Source organism: Kitasatospora sp. NPDC059673 (assembly GCF_042734215.1).
In the GTDB taxonomy this organism is placed as follows: Bacteria; Actinomycetota; Actinomycetes; order Streptomycetales; family Streptomycetaceae; genus Kitasatospora.
The window spans coordinates 82,899-99,721 of sequence record NZ_JBHWEN010000012.1 but is presented as its reverse complement, the minus strand read 5'-3'; the positions used below and the strand labels follow the sequence as shown (position 1 = coordinate 99,721).

Here is a 16,823-nt window from a genome sequence, read left to right as displayed (position 1 = left end):
CTCGCCGCCCGCCGGCCGAGCAGAAGCGCCACACCGGCGGGGCGGCGGTCAGCGCGGCGGCGGTGTTGTGCAGGTGTCGCCGGCCAGCGCCGCCGCACCCGACAGCACCGCGATCACCGCCTGCGCGGCGGCGGTCAGGCCGAGCACCGTCAGCGAGACCCACAGCGTGCGCGGGCCCTCGGCCGAGGACTCCAGCGCCGCGTCCACCCGCTCGGCGACGTCGCGCGAGTGCGGGCGCAGCAGGTGGGCCGGGCAGTGCCCGATCCCGGCTGGCGCCCGTGCTGAGGTTCGCGTCCGCGCCGGTCTTCGCGCTCGCGTTCGCGCCCGTGTTCGTGCCCCGGCCGCCCGGCCGGCCCTCGCGCTCCAGGTGCGCGTGTTGGTGCGCGTGTTCGTGGTGGTGCGGCCGGTTCGATGTGTGATGGTGGTCATGCCCGTGGTCCGGGTTTCGCCCGTGCAGGTGAGCCCCGTTGCCGTGTCCGCGTTCACCCATGAGGCCTACAAGTGGCACACCAACTGCCGTGCAGCCACTGCCGATCCACCATCTCCGACCAGGTGCGATGCGCTCGCAGCCGCGTCCGGCGGGCGACCGTTGTTGACGCGTCGTCACACAACACTCCGCAGCAGGCGCGCGCCCGGGCATCTCAGCAGACTTGTCACCCACAGCACCCGCCCGAGGGCCTAGAGTGAGCGCTGACGCTCCCCGTCCGGACCCAGATCGAGAGGCAGCTGATGTGACCAATCGTCATGTCCCGGCCGCAGGCTCGGCATTCGCTGATCGGTCCACCGAACTTCCGCAGGTCTCCGTCGAGTTCGCGGCGTTCTGCGAGCTGCACGAGCCGCGGTACCGGAGCTACGCCCGGGTCTGGTTCCAGGAACCCGCCGCCGCCCACCGGGTGGTCCGGCTCGCCCTGCGCGAACTGGCCGAGGTCTGGCCCGCGGTGCTGGGGAGTTCCAACCCGGCCGCCGCGGCCTGGCAGATCCTCCGCGACACCGTCACCGAGCAGCACGCGCTGGCCGGTGCCGAACAGCTCCGCCCGGACGTCGACGCCGAGGAGGACCTGGCGATCCTGCACTACGTGGTCGGCCTGGCCACGCCCGAGATCGCCGACGTGGTGGGCGTCGACACCGCCAACATCACCAGCCAGCTCCGACAGACCCACCGGCGGCGCACCACCGACTGGTGACGGCTCCCAGGACGCGTGGCAGCGGGCGCGAAGCGTTGGTCGCACGCCCCTAAGTTGCCCCGGCTGCCGGGGTGTGCTTCCGTGCCCGGTCTCCCGGGTCGTCCACGCCGGTCGCACCCGCACCACCCGTGAGCGAGATCACCGCCGACGCCGCTACCGATCCGCGCCCATTGCGGCGAAGGATGACGTCCTGTCACCTTCGTCAGAGGAGTTCCCGAATGCCCATCGACCATGCCGTGGCCATGTTCCGGCACCAGGCCGACGCCTGCGCGGAACTCGGCTCCCCGCTGTCCGCCGCCCTGCTGCGCCGGGCCGCCGAGGACCTTGCCGCCGGCGGCCCGTGCGCCGAGGCGATCGTCGGCCACGAGGACGCCCCCGGCCCGTCGGCCGTCGCGTTGCGCCTGCTCGGCGCCGTCCACGCCCTGGTGATCTCCGGCCGGGCACCCACTCTCGCCGGCCACTACCCGAGCGCGGGCGGCACCTTCGACCCCGCCGACCCTGACGCCCCCTGGCCGGCGTTCCGCGCCACCGTCGCCGACCACCTGCCGTGGATCCGCGAGTGGCTCACCCGCCCGCCGCAGACCAACGAGGTCGGCCGCGCCAACCTGCTGCTCACCGGCCTCGCCTGGGCACAGCAACAGCTCGCCGCCCCGCTGCCGGTGCGGCTGCACGAACTCGGCTCCAGCGCGGGCCTCAACCTCCTTGCCGACCAGTTCCGTTGCGTCTCCCCCGGCTTCGCGTACGGACCTGCGGACTCCCCCGTGGTGCTCGCCGACGCCTGGCAGGGCGAGCCGCCCGCCTGGCTGCGGGACGCTCCGCTCCAGCAGGTGATGGAACGGCGCGGCTGCGACCCGACGCCGATCGACCCGCGCTCCGAAGACGGCGCACTCGCCCTGCGCGCCTACCTCTGGGCGGACCAACTCCCGCGCCTGGAACGGCTGAACGGCGCACTCGCCCTCGCCGAACGGCTCCCCGCCCCCGTCGCACCGATCGGCGCGGCCGAGTTCCTGCGCGACGTCCGGGTCGCCGACGGGACCCTCACCGTGGTCTGGCACTCGATCATGCGCCAGTACGTCCCCGCCGAGGAATGGCGGTCCGTAGGGGCCGAGTTGGACCGCCTGGCCGCCGAGTCCGGCCCGTCCGCGCCGTTCGTCCACCTCGCCCTGGAGCCGCGCCGGGTCGGCAACGGGCACCGCTTCCTGCTCACCGCCCGCTTCGGCGCCGGCCCCACCACGGTCCTCGCCGAGGCCATGCCGCACGGCCTGCCCGCCTGGACCCTGGCGGACGGCGACCCCGCGCTCGACGCCTTCTGACCTGCCTCAACCCGCCTCGTGCAGCACGCCGGTGACGTCGTAGCGGTGGTGCACCGGATCGTGGATCAGATAGCGGGCGAAGGACTCCACGGTGAACCGGGCGCCGTCGCTGCGCAGTCCGGTACGCAGGCGGGCGGCGTCCGGCACCGCCTCGAACGAGCGTGCCAACTGCTCGGCCCCGGCCGCGAGTTCACCGGACACGGTGGCCGGGTCCTGCTCGCCGTAGCGCTCCTCGACGGCAGTCGAGTCCTGGTCCCAGTTGGCGAACAGCGGGTCGTCCTCGGCCAGCATCAACCGCAGCCGCACGTCGAACAGCCGGAACACGTCCCGCACATGGCAGGCGTACTCGAGCACCGACCACACCTCCGGCCGCGGCCGCTCCCGCAGCACCGCCGGATCACCCGCCAGCAACTCCGTCCACGCCGCCGCATTCGCCCGAATCATGCCCGGGACCTGCTCGAACGCCACGCCCGGCGTGTCCAGCCCGCACTCCGCGCAGGGGCGCTCAAGCACCCAGGTCCAGTCCTTGGTGTCAGGGATCATCATGCGCCCAGCATCACCCGCCCCCACCCCACCCCACCAGGGCCACCACCGCCACCGGCCATCGAGATCCCGCCACCCTCAGCGCAGTTCGCCGAGCGCAGCAGCGACCCTCCCGCCGATCTCATTCATCTCCTCCGCCGACACAGCCCGCTCACCCGCACGCAACAGACCGAACACCTTCGGGCCACGCAACTCCACACCCAACTCCCGCCCGCGCGGCACCACATGGAAGTGCACATGCGCGAACCCCGCCGCCTCCCCGAACTGCGCCACATACGCCTTCTCGCACCCCGTCACCACCTCCACCGCCCGCGCCAACCGCACCAACCACCCACCCAGCGACGCCGCCTCGGCCCCACTCAGCTCCGCCATCGACTCCACATGCCGCCGCGGCAACAACACCAGCCACCCCGGCAGCGCACAGTCCACCGCATGCACCACCCGCCAGTGCTCATCCACCGCCACCCGCTCATACCGCGGCAGCCCGTCGAACTCCGCCTCCCGCTCACACGCGTAACACCCCGTCATCTCCATGCCCTCCCCATCTCCCAAACACCCAACGACTCCCCGAGGAACGCCAAAGCCACTCCCCAGGGGGCCGTCAACAACGATCCCCTTCACCGCTGATACGGATTCCCCCCACCCGGCTGCTGCGGCGAATACGGCACCTGCTGCTGCGGGTACGGCGGCTGCGGCTGATACCCCTGCCCCGCCTGCTGCCCATAACCGGGCCCGCGCTGCTGCTGCGGATACCCGCACCCCGGCCCACCACCGGGGCCGACCGGACCGCCGGGCCCACCACCGTTGCCGTTCTTGGAGCGACGGACCAGCAACACGATCACCACAATGACGACCAGCCCGAGAACACCGCCACCGACCGCGATCAGCATTCCGCTGCTGCTCTTGGAGTCACTGCTCGCCTGCGGGTCATCACGGGCCTGGGACGTCTTCGCGGGATCCGCGGCACCCGCCCCCGGGGCCTTGGAGGACAAACCATCATCCGAACCCGCGCGATGGAGTAGCGGATTCTCCTTCGGACCGTTGTCCACCTCCGGGTCAGGGGCCAACGCACCGGACGGAGAGGCGACGCCGTACCCGTACTGATCGTTCGGGAACGCTCCCTTGCCCGGCACCTGCACCGCACTCTTGATCATCCGGTTGATGACCTGCCCCGCCGAAAGGTTCGGGTACTTCGATCGCACCAACGCAGCAATCGCAGACACATATGCCGCGGAGTCGGAGGTGCCGTTCGCTGTGCCGTAGCCCTGCTTTTCGTTCGCGCGGTAGATGTTGACACCTGGAGCCGCGAGCGTCACCTGAGGCCCAGTGGTCGACTTCGGCCAGAGGTTGCCCTTCTCATCGATCGCCGTGGCCACCACCACTCCCGGGAATGCCGCCGGGTAGCCGATCTTCAGGCTGGAGTCGTTCCCAGGCGATGCAACGAGGACAACGTCCTTCTGGAAGGCGTAGTTGACGGCGTCCTGGTACCCGGCGTCGAGCTTGTTTCCTCCACCGAAGGACATGTTGATGACCTTCGCGCCGTGGTCCACCGCGTAGCGGATGGCATCGCCGAGTTCCGTTTCGCTGCCTGCCTGGGCATTCTCGCCGAACCCAATGTTGATCTTCACGGGCAGGATCTTGGCTTTGGGCGCAAGTCCCATGATTCCCGCGTTGTCACCATGGCCACGCCCAGCAATGACGCTGGCCATACCGGTTCCATGGCCCTGGGTATCAGTTCGCCCGTCCTTACCAGGGCTTGTGAAGTCAGTCCCAGGAAGAACCTGGCCGGCCAGATCGGGATGGCTTCCCACACCGGTATCAAGGACCGCGACGATGACATTCTCGCCCTGGCTGATCGGCCAAACCTTCTCGGCCGCACGATAGTTCTTCAGCGCCCACTGCCCATCGCGAATGGTGTCCGCAGCAGCAGGCCCAGCACCGACCCCGAACAGCACGACCCCCAGCACCACCACGACCGACCACGGCCGCGCCCCACGTCCGTTCACCACCTTCGACTCCCCCCAGCAGCGCCACACGCGCCGCGCTCAATCAACGAAACGGCCCCTCGACATCGGCTCACCGATATCGAGGGACCGTCAACCCATCGCGCCCTCAGCGCTGGTACGGATTCCCGCCAGCAGGTGGCTGCTGCGGCGGATAGGGCGCCTGCTGCTGCGGGTACGGCGGCTGCGGCGGATACCCCTGCCCCGGCTGCGGCTGACCGTAACCCCCCGGCTGCTGCGGCGGGTAGCCATATCCCGGCCCCCCACCAGGCCCGCCCGGCCCGGCCGAACCGCCGGGTCCACCACCGTTGCCGCCCTTGGAACGGCGGACCAGCAACACAATCACCACAATGACGACCAGCGCGAGAACACCGCCGCCTACCGCGATCAGCATCCCGTTGCTGCTCTTAGAGTCACTGCTCGCCTGCGGCGAGGTCGCACCGTTCCCAGCCGGAGGCGCCTGCGCCGGATCCGACGCACCAGTCCCGGGAGACGCCGAGGTGGTACTCGCCGGCTGGTCGCTACACGTGGCGCGCTTGAGAAGCGGATTCTCCTTCGGCCCGTTGTCCACCTGGGGGTTGGCCGCCAGCGCACCGCCGGGAGACGCAATACCGTAGCCGTACTGGTCGTTCGGGAACGACCCCTTGCCGTCCGGCTTCGCCGTACTCTTGATAATCCGGTTGATTACCTGACCCGCCGAAAGGTTCGGGTACTTCGATCGCACCAAGGCCGCGATGCCGGACACGTAGGCTGCCGCATCTGAGGTCCCATCACCCGCACTGTAACCCTTTTTCTGATTCGCGTGGTAAATGTTCACCGCAGGTGCCGCCACTGTCACCTGCGGGCCGGTCGTCGACTTCTCCCACATGTCGCCGCTCTCTGCGACCCCCGAAACTGCCACTACTCCCGGAAAGCAACCGGGGTTCTCAACCGGGATACCCGCAGTGTTCCCACTGCTGGCGACGAGAACTACGTCCTTCTGAATGGCATAGTTGATCGCCTCTTTGTACCCGTCCCCGGTGGAAGCGCCACCACCGAACGACATATTAATGACCTTGGCATTGTTGTCAACGGCAAAACGGATGGCCTTGGCGATATCCGCGGCGCTGCTGTCTTTTGCCCCAGAAGTCCAGTCGATCTTGATAGGAAGGATCTTCGCCTTGGGGGCGAGGCCCATCGCACCCTCGTTGTCACCGTGGCCGTGCGCGGCAATGTTGCTGGCCATGCCAGTGCCGTGGCCATCAGTGTCGTTCCGTGCGTCCGTGCCAGCACCGGTGAGATCAAGGCCGGGAAGAACTTGCCCAGTCAGGTCCGGGTGATCTGCGTCAACACCGCTGTCGATGACCGCAACAATCACCCCCTCACCCCGGCTGATCGGCCAAACCTTTTCGGCCGCACGGTAGTTCTTCAACGCCCACTGGCCGTCGCGGACCCAGTCCGCAGCAGCTGGCTCAGTGGCGACACCCCACAACAGGGTTCCCGCAGCGAACGCGGCCAGACCGCGCACGGATCGGCTGGTCGTCAAGCCCCGTCACCCCACTTGTTGAAGCGGCCGCCCCACAGACCATCGGATCTGCGGGACGGCCGGTCCTGTTCGACTGTTCTACTGACCGAACGTCATTCCACCACGTTCGGGTTGACCTGATCGCCGGACGCCCAGGTTTCCTCATCCTCGACGAGGTAGTCCGGGCGGTCCTTGCCGCGCTTCTTGTCCTTCTTGCCGACCTGGCCGTGACCACCCATGCCGCCGCCATGCCCAGCACCGGCCTGACCCGGGCCACCGGCCTGGCCGCCTGCGCCGCCTTGACCGAAGCGGTTGCGGCCGATACCGGAACCGCCTTCGGTGAAGGCACGTCCACCAGGGGTGGCGTGGGTCGACTCGCCGATCACGCCGCCGGCCTTGCCGGTCAGGCTCCCGCCGGAGCGCGCACCGATGCCGCTACCACCGGCACCTCCCAGGCCGCCCGCGGAGTGTCCGCCGAGACCGCTGCCGCTGGCGCCGCCAGCACCAGTGCCACCGCTGCCGCCCAAGCCACCGGAGCCAAAGGTCCCGGCCTTGGAGACGCTGTTCCCGCTGAACCCGGCGCGGCTGCCGCCGATGCCGGAACCACCACCGAGCAGCCCGCCATCAGCACGGCCGATCTGACCGCCGCCGACACCGCCGGCCGGTCCGAGCCCGCCGCCACCGGACGGACCTTGTACGGTGCCCGCACCGCCAGTGCCGCCGATCGTCCCGGTGCCCCCGCGGACGCCGCCACCCTGCATCCCGTCGATGCCAGTTCCCGGGCCCTTCGGCTGTGCAACCGGGTTGGCGGTTCCGCCGGAGATACCTGCATCGGTCGGGCGGACCACAGCAGGTTGCAGTTTCGGCGCCTGGGGCGCCGACCTCTGCCCGGAGACGCGGGATCCGGACGAGGATCCCGATCCCGAACTGCCTTGATTCAGGCCAGCACTGATACCGGCAATCATCGCTCCGAGAGCGCTGATACCGCCGTTGTCCGGGGGAGTCAACTCCCGGTTGTCCTCCCGTCCCCCCTTTCCCGGCGGCGGTGGCGGCGGCTTGGGCGGCTGCAAGTAGTTCGTAGTGCTCCGATAGCTGGCCGCCAACACCTGCATCACGGTGACCGCTTGCTGCTTGCGGCTGTCCGCGACGGCGGTGCGAGTGTCCTCGTTGTCGATGCCGACGGTCTGCTGGGCGCTGTCGCTGATCGCGTCGCCCACCTTGTCCCAGAAACCGGGCTCCTCGGGCATGTCGCTCTTGGCCTTGTCGATGGCCTCCGACATCATCTCCAGCGCGTTGGCGGCGTCGTTCGAGTAAGCCGCAACGTTGTTGACGTTGTTGGCGAGCGTCGTCATCCGCGCGTAGAACGCATCGCTGGTGTCGCCTTCCCAGGACCCGCTGGTGTCGGCGGCGGCGGTGTTCAGCGCAGTGCGGATCTGCTTCAGGGTGTTGGTGGCGCGACGCCACGGGTCGGCGGCTGCCATGACCGCGCCGGAGTCCATCGACTGGACCATCTCGCGCATCTGGCCATGGCTGTAGGAGTAGAAGTTGGTCATGTCGGTCACGATTGGCTCCCCTCTCGCCGAACAGTGCCGCGGCCGTCGCCCGGTTCCGCTGTTGTCTTCCGAATGCTCACCACTGTGGCCTCGGCTCCCCGCTGCCCGCCGGAGAGACGTTTCCGGCCGGCGGCACGGCCTGCGGTGCCGCCGCGGTGGTGCGCTGCGTCGGTGCCACCGGGCTGGGAGCCACAGTGGACCAGCCGTCACTCGCCAGCTTCAGGTGCTTGCTGGTGTCGTGCTCGTTTTCCTCGTAGTTGGTCGCTGTCCGGTCCGCGTTCTGCTGGGCCTCGTCGATCGCTTGCTGGATACCGTCGAGGACCTCCTTCAGCGCGTCCCGCATCTCGCCGTACTTGGCATGCAACGCCTCGGCCTCCGCGAAAGTGCCGAACGCCGCCGGGCTCAGCCCGGTCTGGCCGTGGACCTTCGCGCCACCTGCGCCGTCCTCGAACTCCTTGAGCAGTCCTCGGACTTGCGCCGCGAACGCACGCAGGCTGTCGACCTCTACCTGAAAGCCCTTGCCGCCTGTGCTCATGTACTCGTACCTCCCCCGTACCTGCTGCCCGCTGGACTGCCCGCTTGCCGCCTGGGGCCTGATGGATAGTTGGCTCCAATCCATATGTGTAACACATGGGACGGCCCGTCAAAACGCCCCCTGCTGACGGGGGGTGGAGTCAGGGGGTGGGGGCGGTGGCGGCGAGGGCCTGGCGGCAGAGGGAGTCGGCCCTGCGGGTGGTTTCGGGGAGGCGGTAGGAAGGGGTGAGCGCGAGGGTGACGGCGGTGGCTTCGGGCAGGCCGATGCGGTGGCCGACGGAGAGGAAGACGGGTTTGACGCCCTGCCGGGTGCGGACGGCGCGGCCGACCGTCTCGGGGCCGTCGAGGAGTGGGGACCAGTCGCCGCGGTGCTCGCCGGGCGGTTCGTGGGTGAAGGTGAAGGGGGTCTTGGCGATCCCGAGGGTGGGCAGGCCGGTGTGGACGCCGAGGTGGCTGGCGAGGCCGAGGCGGCGGGGGTGGGCGAGGCCGTAGCCGTCGCAGACGATCAGGTCGGGGGTGCGGGTGAGCCGGGACAACGCGTCGAGGACGGCGGGGAGTTCACGGAAGGCGAGCAGTCCGGGCAGGTAGGGGAAGGCCACCCGGCCGACTGCGGTGACCTGTTCGACGACGTCGAGGGTCGCGTAGTCGAGCAGGACGGCCGCGGCGGCGACCACGTCGCGTTCGTCGTCGTAGGCGACGTCGACGCCGGCGATCAGGGTGCCGGGGCGACGCGGGGGTTCGGGGCCCTCGGGGACGACCAGGGGGCGCAGGCGTTCCTGTTCGGCGCGGGCGGCTTCCGCGGTGGTGGGCCAGTTGGTCGGGACGGTCACGGCGACTCCGGACGGGTCGGAAACAGGTGGCGCGGGGCGGCCACCCACCCCGGCGTTGTCCGTGCGCACGCTACCGCTCATGGCCGGGAGGCACTGTGAGCCCGTGCGCCCCCTGTGCCCCCGGACTGCTCAACTCCCAAGAGTTAGCCTGAACTTACCGCCCCGGCCAACGGGTCCGGACCGCCACCGGTCCCGGCCTCGGCCTCCCCGCCCGCGCGAAGGGTCGACCGCCATGACGCGCCTCGCCGCCCCACCGCCCCGCACCGAAAGCACCGCCCACGCCGCCCGCACCGCCCACGCCGTCCGCCGCGTCCGCCCCGTGCGCGCCCCCGCGCGAACCGCCGCCCGCCCCGCCCCGGTCCAGGTGGGTCTCGGCGCCCTGGTCGCGACGGCCACCGCCGTGGCCCTGCTGGCCGTGTCCGGGGAGACGGGGGTGTGGCGGGTCGCGGTGCTGGTGGCGGTCGCGATCGCGCTCGGCACGCTGTCCGCCGTCCTGCTCAGCACCCGTCCGCGCCTGCCCGCAGCACCACCGCCCGCCGGCCCGACACCGCCCGCCGGCCCGACACCGCCCGCCGCCCCGGCACCGGCCGCCCGCCAACCGGAGCACGCCCGCCGACCCGAGTACGCCAAGTCCCGGTAGCCGGACGAAAAAAGCTCCCGGGCCCGCGGCAGGTCGATGGCTGCCACGGGCCCGGGGCCCACCTCACACCGCACCGAGTCGCCGTCAGGCGGTGGAGACCACGACCGTCTTGGCGGCCTTGTCGTGGATGCACTGGCGGTAGGGCTTGTCGAAGACGCCGAACAGGCCGTCGACGGGCCACCAGAGGCCGCCGCAGCAGATCAGTGCGGGGGCGACGAAAGTGGCGGCGCGGGTCCAGGCGGCACTGGAGGTCGGGGACGAACCGTCGGCGAGCATCGCGACGCGGACCTTCATCAGCTTCTTGCCGAGGGTCTGGCCGTCCCGGCTGAGCATCAGGCCCTGGTAGATCAGGAACAGGCCGTAGCCGAGCCAGGCCGAGCCGACCCAGCCGTCCTGCCGGCCGAAGTTGGCGAACGGCAGCAGCACCAGGACGGCGACGCCCTCCACCAGGATCCAGTCGACCACCGTGGCGAGGATCCGCGCACCCCAACTGCCGAGCGCGGGCATCCCGGGAACCGGACCGGGGCCGGGCGCGCCGTAGGGCGAACCGTACGGGCCACCGGGCGGCGGGGTCTGGCCCGGCGGTGTCTGGCCGGGCGGTGTCTGGCCGGGCGGCTGGTTGTCGTAGGGGGAGCCCGATCCGGGCGGCGCACCGTACTGGCCCCCGTAGCCGGGCGGCGTGTCGTACGGGCTGCCCGCCGACGGCGGCTGCTTGTCGAAGGAAGGCTTGCCGCCCTCCTCCTCCGGCTCGGTCCCAGAGGGGTCGTTGGTGCTCATTCCCCGAGTAGAACACCGCGATTACTACGGTTTTGGGACATTTTCGACGTTTCTGCCCGTTTCAGAGGCATTCGTCAGCAGCCGACAGCACCGCCACCCAGCACGGCGGCGGCCCCGCCCCTCAACGCCGCACCACCCGCACCACCCTGGTCCGGGCCGCCCGGTCGTGCCAGGCACGACGCGCGGGACGGTCCAGCAGCGGCGTGAACAGACCCAACAGCAGGACGGTACCGAGCCCACCCACCAACCAGCGCAGCAGCGAACGCCCGAAGCCGGGCGGGCGGGTGCCGCCCGCGGCGACCACCCGGACCCGGGCCAGCCGCTTGCCGAAGGTCTGGCCGGTCCGGGCGGTCGGCAGCACCTGGTACAGCAGCGCGAACAGCACCAGCACCCCGAGCACCACGCCAAGCCGGCCCAGCACCACCTGGTCCAGCAGCCACACCTGGTGCTGGCGTCCGGTCAACTGGGCGGCCAGCTGCGCCTGCTCGATCTTCTTCCGGACGTGCGCCGAGACCGTGGCCACCATCGGCACGGCGACGGCCGCCCCGACCACCACCGTCACCGCTCCGTCCACCAGCCACCCGAACGCCCGCGCCGCGAGCCCGGCCGGGACGGGCGCCGGGACGGCCGGGCGCCGCCGCTCGCCACCGCCCCCACCACGCCGCACGGCAGGGCGCTCCTCGGCCTGGGCGGCCCGGGACGACCCGGCCTCGCGCGGCGGTCGCACCCGCTCACTGGTGACGTGCGCCGCCCGCGGCTCCCGCAGGGCCCGCTCCAGGGGCGACGGCGGCTCAGCGGCCGGGGCCTCGCCGGGCGCCGCGTCGATGCCCCAGGACACTCGCCGTGGCGCCTCCCCGGTGTCCATCAGCCCGCGCTGCGCCCGCGGATCCGCCCGCCAGCCCGAACCGGCAGCCGACTCGGCGGCCCGCCGCACCTCCTCCACCGAAGACGCCGCCGAAGACGCTGCCGAAGACGCTGCTGACGGTGCCACCGAAGACACGTCCGCGCTCGGCCCACGCAAGGGCTCGTACGCCGGCGCCGGACGCGGTTCGTACAGCGCCGCCGGCCCGGCCGACATCCCCACCGAACCGTCGCCGCCCGCCCCGCCTCCGGCGCCGTGCCACGGCGTCCCACCGAGCGGCTGGGCAGGGCGCGGCGCAAGCGCCTCCACGACCACCGGCTCCGAGACCCGGACCTCGGCCTCCACCTCCGCCTCAACACCCAAGGCCTCGCGAACCTCCCGTACGTCCCGAGCCCCACGAACCTCCGGAACGTCCCGAGCCCCACGAACCTCCGGAACGTCCCGAACCTCCCAAGCCTCCCCGCCGTCCCGAGCCTCGCGCACCGAAGCACCCCCCGGCGCCTGTCCGCGCTCGCGCGCCTCCCGGCCCGCGCCGCCGCGTCGCGGTGCCACGACCGCCGCCTCCGGGACGGACACCGGGCCCAGGCGCAGTGCGGCGGCGGTGGCCCAGGATTCGGCGGCGGGGGGCTGGAGCCCGTTGCCGGTGACGGCCCAGGGGGCGGGTTCGACGGGGCGCAGCGGCGCCGCCGACGTGCGCGGGCGGACCTCGACGGCGGCGGGCGGGGCCTCGACCGGGTCGGGGTGGGCGGGCATGTTGAAGGCGGTGTGGGCGCCGGTCTCGTCGAGGTAGATGGGGCCGGTCTCGATCAGCGGGCCGGCGGGCGCGGCGAAGGCGAGGCCGGGCGGGACGCTGTAGGGCGGCGGACCGATGTAGCGGGCGACGAAGCGCGGGGGCTGGAGCTGTTCGCCGGGGGCGGGGGCGGCCCGGCTGGTGCCGGGGACCCAGGCGTGGCCGGCCCAGTAGCGGACGAAGCCGGGTACCGACGGGTCGGGGTAGTAGCCGGGTGCTCCGGCGTCGGCGGGCACGGTCGTGCCGAGCATCGGTGCTGCGGTGGGGGGCCGGTCCGTCATTGCCTCTTCCTTCGTACCGGCACCGCGGCGTGCAGGTGTGCGGATGTGCGCAACAGGGCCGCGGGCGGAGAGTCGCCGGGCAGTCACAAAGGGTAGCGCCTGGAGGGGTCCGGCCCGTCTGGTTCGCCGGAACTCACGAAACCGGTGGAACAGGACGGGCCCGAGTGGTAGGGCACGAGTCCTGGGGGTCCAGTGCTCCGGACCGCCCGCCGCCCCGTCCGGAACAACCGGAGCGGCGGGCAAAAGGTTCTGCGGAAAGTCCGCCGGAAAGTTCTCCGAAACCCGTGTAAGAGTGCGCGCCGCCGCCCCTCTCTCCTGGCGTGGGGCCGATCGGCGGCCTCGCGCGGAGGCGAGAGGGTGAGCGGCCGTGGCCGGACAGTCGACCGGAGTGGTGGAGCAGGAGCTGGAGCTGGAGCTGGTGCTGTCGCCGGAGCGCAGCGTCCCGGTGCCGGCGCGGTTGTCGTACGGGAGCCACGACCCGTTCGCGGTGTACGTGACGTTCCACCTGGACAGCGGGACGCCGGTCACCTGGGTGTTCGCCCGTGAGCTGCTGGTGGAGGGAACGTTCCGCCCGTGCGGTCAGGGCGATGTGCGGATCTGGCCGACCCGGGCGGGGCGGCGCAGCGTGCTGTGCATGGCGCTGAGCTCGCCGGCGGGCGACGCGCTGCTGGAGGCGCCGCTGCCGACCGTGACGGCGTGGCTGGAGCGGGCGCACCGGCTGGTGCCGCCGGGCGCCGAGCTGGAGGCGATGGACCTGGACGGCTCGCTCGCCGAGCTGCTGGCGTGACGGGCCCGCGCCGGGGTCCGCACCGGGACCGGCCGGGCCACATCCGCACCGGGACCGGCGGGCCGCACCCCCACCGGAACCGGCGGGGCCACACCCGCACCGGAACCGGCCGGGGCTGCACCCCCCGAACCGGCCGGGTTGTTCAGCGGGCGGCGGGGGCCTTCTGAGTGTCGGCCCTGCCCAGCCCGTCGGAGCCGGTGCGCGGGGCGGGGAGGCGAACCGGCGGGGCACCGGCGGCGCGGCGGCGGGAGTGCACGCTGACGGCGGCGACGGCCAGGAAGCACAGGCCGAGCAGGGGGTAGATGGAGGCGGGTGCCTGGCTCAGGGCGGGCAGCTTCAGGTCCAGGTCGCCCTTGTGCGGGATGATCCACATCGCGAAGGAGAGGAAGCCCAGCAGGGTGAGGCCGAACACGATCCGCCAGCGGTAGCGCCGCTCGGCGGCGGGGCGGGAGCGTTCGTGGGCGGCCTCGGCGGCGAGCAGCACCAGCATCGGCACGCACCACACCCAGTGGTGGGTCCAGCTGATCGGGGAAATCAGTACGGCGGTGACCAGTGCGGCGCACACGCTCCAGGCTTCGGCGCGGGGTGACCAGCGGGCGCTGCGGTGGGCCCAGACGGCGATGGCCAGGCCGCCGACGGCGACCAGGGCGGCGAGCGCGGTCGCGGGCAGTCCGGGGTTCTCGGTGTGCAGCAGGCGGGCGACCATGCCGCGCAGTGACTGGTTGTCGACGATGACGGTCTTGCCGACCCGGGTGGAGTCGAACAGGTACTTGGTCCAGAAGCCCCAGGTGGCGTCCGGCAGGGCCAGCGCCCCGATCAGGAAGGTGCCGAGGAACGCGGCGCCGGCGACCAGGGCGGCCCGGATCCGGCCGGTGATCAGCAGGTAGACGGCGAACAGGCCGGGGGTGAGCTTGATGCCGGCGGCCAGGCCGATGGCGAGGCCCTTGGAGCGGGCGTGGTCGGGGCGGGTGAGGTCCCAGAGGATCAGGCAGGCCAGGGCGAGGTTGATCTGTCCGTAGCGCAGGGTGGTGAAGACGGGTTCCAGCCAGACGCCCAGTCCGGTGATCAGGATCACGCCGATCGGCCGTAGTTCGCGGCGCGGCCAGCCGACCAGTTTGAAGGACAGGTGGGCGAGGGTGGCCAGCAGCAGCAGGTTCCCGGCGGTGACGGCGACCCGCAGGAACGGGATGCCGAACCAGGTGGTCGGCACGAACAGCATGGCGGCGAACGGCGGGTAGGTGGCGGGCAGGTCCCACTCGGTGACCCGCAGCGCGTACAGGTCCTGGCCGTGGGCGACGGCAGCGCCCTCGGCCCGGTAGACGATCATGTCGACCATCGAAGTGCCGACGAGGTGCCGGACGATCGCGTAGCCGAGCAGCGAGACCAGGGCGATCACGGTGGCGGTGCGCAGCGGCCGCCGGGGGGCGGCGCGCAGGGCGGCGGTGGCGTCGGCGAGCAGGCGGGCGGGTGCGGTGAGGGCGTGCTTCCAGGCGGGAACGACGGGGGGCTGTTCGGGTCCGCCGGAGGGTGTGGCGCGCTCTGCTTGCACCGTGGTCACTGTGTTGCTCCGTCCGCCATCGACCTGCGCTGGGCCAGCAGCCGACACTACCTGACCGTCCGGTTCACGCCACCGGTCGCGGTTCGCCGGGCTCCACCGGTCGCGGTCACGGCGGGTGTGGGCGTTCGCGGTCGCCCCGGGCTCCCCTCCGGGGGCGGCACGGCCGGGTCGGCATCAGGCGCCGCTGAGAATGTACTGGGGAGTAGTCGAGGAAGAGGAGCGACACCAGCTGTCGCCCTCGCGGTAACAGCTGCTGTGTCGGTGTCATCGGCCGGTGTCAGTCCTTGCGGGTCAGGCGGCCGGGGCGGCGCCGTTGCTGGCGCGGCAGTTCGACTTCGGTGCGGGTGTTGAGCCGCACCGCGATCTCGGCGCCGCCGAGTGCGGCGGAGCGGCCGAGGGCGACCTCGCCGCCGGTGCTCTCGGCGAGCTTGCGGACGATGTCCAGGCCGAGCCCGGTGGAGCCTTCGCCGCCGTGGCCGGCGCCGCGGCGGATCTCGGGGGCCGGGTCGCCGAAGCCCGGTCCGGCGTCGCCGACCTGGACGGTCACGCCGTCCTCGGTGACGGTCAGGTCGACGGCGAAGGCGGTGCCGATGGCGGTGTGCCGGAACACGTTGCCGAGCAGCGCGTCCACGGCTGCGGCCAGGTCGCCGCGCTGCACGGGCACGGGTGCCGGTTCGGTGTCGCCGGCCAGCTGCCAGGGGCGGCCCTCGTCCTCGGCGAGGGCGGACCAGAACGCGACGCGTTCGCGGATCACTTCGACGGCGTCGCAGCCGAGCGTGACCGGTGGGGCGTGCACCGGGTCCCGGCGGGCGCTGCGGATGATCTGGTCGACCTCGCGTTCGAGCTGGGCGACGGCGTGCCGGGTGGCGTCGGCGGCGTCGCCGGCGCCGAGTGCGGCGGCGTTGAGGCGGAGCACGGTGAGCGGGGTGCGCAGCCGGTGCGAGAGGTCGGCGGCGAGTTCCCGTTCGGCGGCGAGCAGGTGGACGACGCGGTCGGCCATGGCGTTGAAGGCGTAGGCGGCTTCGCGGAGTTCTTCGGGTGCGCCGGCCGCTTCGGGGCCCTCGACCGGGACTCTCACGGTGAGGTTGCCGGAGCCGAGTGAGCGGGCGGCGGTGGCGAGGCGGCGGGCGGAGCGGACGATTCGGGCGCCCATCCGGTCGGCGACCGCGACGGAGACCGCGACCAGGGCGAGCGCGACGCCGGAGAGCACCAGCCAGGCGGTGCCGACGCCGCGCGTCAGCTCGGCGTCGGGGACGAACACCTCGACCACGGCCACCCGGCCGTTGTCGACGGCGACCGGCTGGAGCAGGGCGTAGCCGCCCGGGATGCGGACGGTCCCGGTCCGCGCCCCGCGGCTCGGGTCCCCGGTGTAGCCGAGCTGCCCGGTGTCGGCCCGGCCGCGCCCGACCACCTGGCCGCCGGGCAGGTGGACGGCGAGGCGGTCCTCGGCGCCGGCCTCGGTGGACGCCAGGGCGCGGGCGATGGCGTCCTGGTCGATGGTGATGGCGAGCGCCGGGCCGAGGGCTGCGGCCTGCCGTTGGGCGGCGGTGAACGCCCGGTCGCGGGCGGTGTGCTGGACGACCAGGCCGAGCGGGATCAGGAATGCCAGCGCGACCATGACGGTGCCGGCGACGGCCGCCTTGACCATCGCCCAGCGCAGCGAG

At 72.1% G+C, this 16,823-nt stretch carries 16 protein-coding genes; 4 read left to right on the top strand and 12 right to left on the bottom strand.

The features are described from left to right. Positions 1–48: 48 nt before the first annotated feature. Positions 49–207, bottom strand: a complete 159-nt coding sequence (locus ACFV18_RS16380) for a hypothetical protein (RefSeq protein WP_380483613.1) — start codon at positions 205–207, stop codon at positions 49–51. Between the two features lie 524 nt (positions 208–731). On the opposite strand from ACFV18_RS16380, the gene ACFV18_RS16375 reads away from it, so the two are divergent. Both ACFV18_RS16375 and ACFV18_RS16370 read left to right on the top strand, forming a co-directional pair. Next, on the top strand, positions 732–1,184 hold the full coding sequence (locus ACFV18_RS16375; protein WP_380483611.1) for a hypothetical protein: 453 nt from the start codon (positions 732–734) through the stop codon (positions 1,182–1,184). 218 nt (positions 1,185–1,402) lie between these two features. Next, the gene (locus ACFV18_RS16370) at positions 1,403–2,497 is read left to right on the top strand and encodes a DUF2332 domain-containing protein (protein WP_380483609.1); all 1,095 of its coding nucleotides are present in this window, start codon (positions 1,403–1,405) and stop codon (positions 2,495–2,497) included. A gap of 6 nt (positions 2,498–2,503) precedes the next feature. Here the strand turns inward: ACFV18_RS16370 and ACFV18_RS16365 are convergent, their stop codons facing one another. The 7 genes from ACFV18_RS16365 to ACFV18_RS16335 all read right to left on the bottom strand — a co-directional run bounded on the left by ACFV18_RS16365 (position 2,504) and on the right by ACFV18_RS16335 (position 9,464). Beyond that, positions 2,504–3,043: a DinB family protein gene (locus ACFV18_RS16365; protein WP_380483607.1), complete on the bottom strand. Its 540-nt coding sequence runs from the start codon at positions 3,041–3,043 to the stop codon at positions 2,504–2,506. A 75-nt stretch (positions 3,044–3,118) separates the two neighbouring features. Beyond that, entirely contained in the window at positions 3,119–3,574 is a 456-nt protein-coding gene (locus tag ACFV18_RS16360; protein WP_380483605.1) for an HIT family protein, read from the bottom strand. A gap of 83 nt (positions 3,575–3,657) precedes the next feature. After that, entirely contained in the window at positions 3,658–5,049 is a 1,392-nt protein-coding gene (locus ACFV18_RS16355) for a S8 family serine peptidase (protein ID WP_380483604.1), read from the bottom strand. 103 nt (positions 5,050–5,152) lie between these two features. Further along, the gene (locus ACFV18_RS16350; protein WP_380483602.1) at positions 5,153–6,568 is read right to left on the bottom strand and encodes a S8 family serine peptidase; all 1,416 of its coding nucleotides are present in this window, start codon (positions 6,566–6,568) and stop codon (positions 5,153–5,155) included. Between the two features lie 92 nt (positions 6,569–6,660). Further along, positions 6,661–8,109, bottom strand: a complete 1,449-nt coding sequence (locus tag ACFV18_RS16345; RefSeq protein WP_380483600.1) for a WXG100 family type VII secretion target — start codon at positions 8,107–8,109, stop codon at positions 6,661–6,663. Positions 8,110–8,176: 67 nt separating this feature from the next. Then, positions 8,177–8,635 carry a hypothetical protein gene (locus tag ACFV18_RS16340; protein ID WP_380483598.1) on the bottom strand — a complete coding sequence of 153 codons (459 nt, stop codon included), beginning with the start codon at positions 8,633–8,635 and terminating at the stop codon, positions 8,177–8,179. Between the two features lie 139 nt (positions 8,636–8,774). Next, positions 8,775–9,464 carry an endonuclease V gene (locus ACFV18_RS16335; RefSeq protein ID WP_380483596.1) on the bottom strand — a complete coding sequence of 230 codons (690 nt, stop codon included), beginning with the start codon at positions 9,462–9,464 and terminating at the stop codon, positions 8,775–8,777. A 232-nt stretch (positions 9,465–9,696) separates the two neighbouring features. On the opposite strand from ACFV18_RS16335, the gene ACFV18_RS16330 reads away from it, so the two are divergent. Further along, positions 9,697–10,104 (top strand): hypothetical protein, encoded by a 408-nt coding sequence (locus ACFV18_RS16330; protein WP_380483595.1) that lies wholly within the window; start codon positions 9,697–9,699, stop codon positions 10,102–10,104. A gap of 84 nt (positions 10,105–10,188) precedes the next feature. On the opposite strand, the gene ACFV18_RS16325 is transcribed toward ACFV18_RS16330, so the two are convergent. Next, positions 10,189–10,881: an RDD family protein gene (locus tag ACFV18_RS16325; RefSeq protein ID WP_380483593.1), complete on the bottom strand. Its 693-nt coding sequence runs from the start codon at positions 10,879–10,881 to the stop codon at positions 10,189–10,191. Positions 10,882–11,002: 121 nt separating this feature from the next. Beyond that, the gene (locus ACFV18_RS16320) at positions 11,003–12,814 is read right to left on the bottom strand and encodes an RDD family protein (protein ID WP_380483591.1); all 1,812 of its coding nucleotides are present in this window, start codon (positions 12,812–12,814) and stop codon (positions 11,003–11,005) included. A gap of 367 nt (positions 12,815–13,181) precedes the next feature. On the opposite strand from ACFV18_RS16320, the gene ACFV18_RS16315 reads away from it, so the two are divergent. Then, positions 13,182–13,601: an SsgA family sporulation/cell division regulator gene (locus tag ACFV18_RS16315; RefSeq protein WP_380483589.1), complete on the top strand. Its 420-nt coding sequence runs from the start codon at positions 13,182–13,184 to the stop codon at positions 13,599–13,601. Positions 13,602–13,743: 142 nt separating this feature from the next. On the opposite strand, the gene ACFV18_RS16310 is transcribed toward ACFV18_RS16315, so the two are convergent. Together ACFV18_RS16310 and ACFV18_RS16305 are read right to left on the bottom strand one after the other, a co-directional pair. After that, positions 13,744–15,159 (bottom strand): glycosyltransferase 87 family protein, encoded by a 1,416-nt coding sequence (locus ACFV18_RS16310; RefSeq protein ID WP_380483587.1) that lies wholly within the window; start codon positions 15,157–15,159, stop codon positions 13,744–13,746. A gap of 277 nt (positions 15,160–15,436) precedes the next feature. Beyond that, the gene (locus ACFV18_RS16305; RefSeq protein WP_380483797.1) at positions 15,437–16,819 is read right to left on the bottom strand and encodes an ATP-binding protein; all 1,383 of its coding nucleotides are present in this window, start codon (positions 16,817–16,819) and stop codon (positions 15,437–15,439) included. Positions 16,820–16,823: the final 4 nt, after the last annotated feature.

Coding starts and splice junctions, on each gene's coding strand:
- ACFV18_RS16370 (WP_380483609.1), top strand. CDS start 1,403: ATGCCCATCGACCATGCCGTGGCCATGTTCCGGCACCAGGCCGACGCC.
- ACFV18_RS16365 (WP_380483607.1), bottom strand. CDS start 3,043: ATGATGATCCCTGACACCAAGGACTGGACCTGGGTGCTTGAGCGCCCC.
- ACFV18_RS16360 (WP_380483605.1), bottom strand. CDS start 3,574: ATGGAGATGACGGGGTGTTACGCGTGTGAGCGGGAGGCGGAGTTCGAC.
- ACFV18_RS16340 (WP_380483598.1), bottom strand. CDS start 8,635: ATGAGCACAGGCGGCAAGGGCTTTCAGGTAGAGGTCGACAGCCTGCGT.
- ACFV18_RS16330 (WP_380483595.1), top strand. CDS start 9,697: ATGACGCGCCTCGCCGCCCCACCGCCCCGCACCGAAAGCACCGCCCAC.
- ACFV18_RS16325 (WP_380483593.1), bottom strand. CDS start 10,881: ATGAGCACCAACGACCCCTCTGGGACCGAGCCGGAGGAGGAGGGCGGC.
- ACFV18_RS16320 (WP_380483591.1), bottom strand. CDS start 12,814: ATGACGGACCGGCCCCCCACCGCAGCACCGATGCTCGGCACGACCGTG.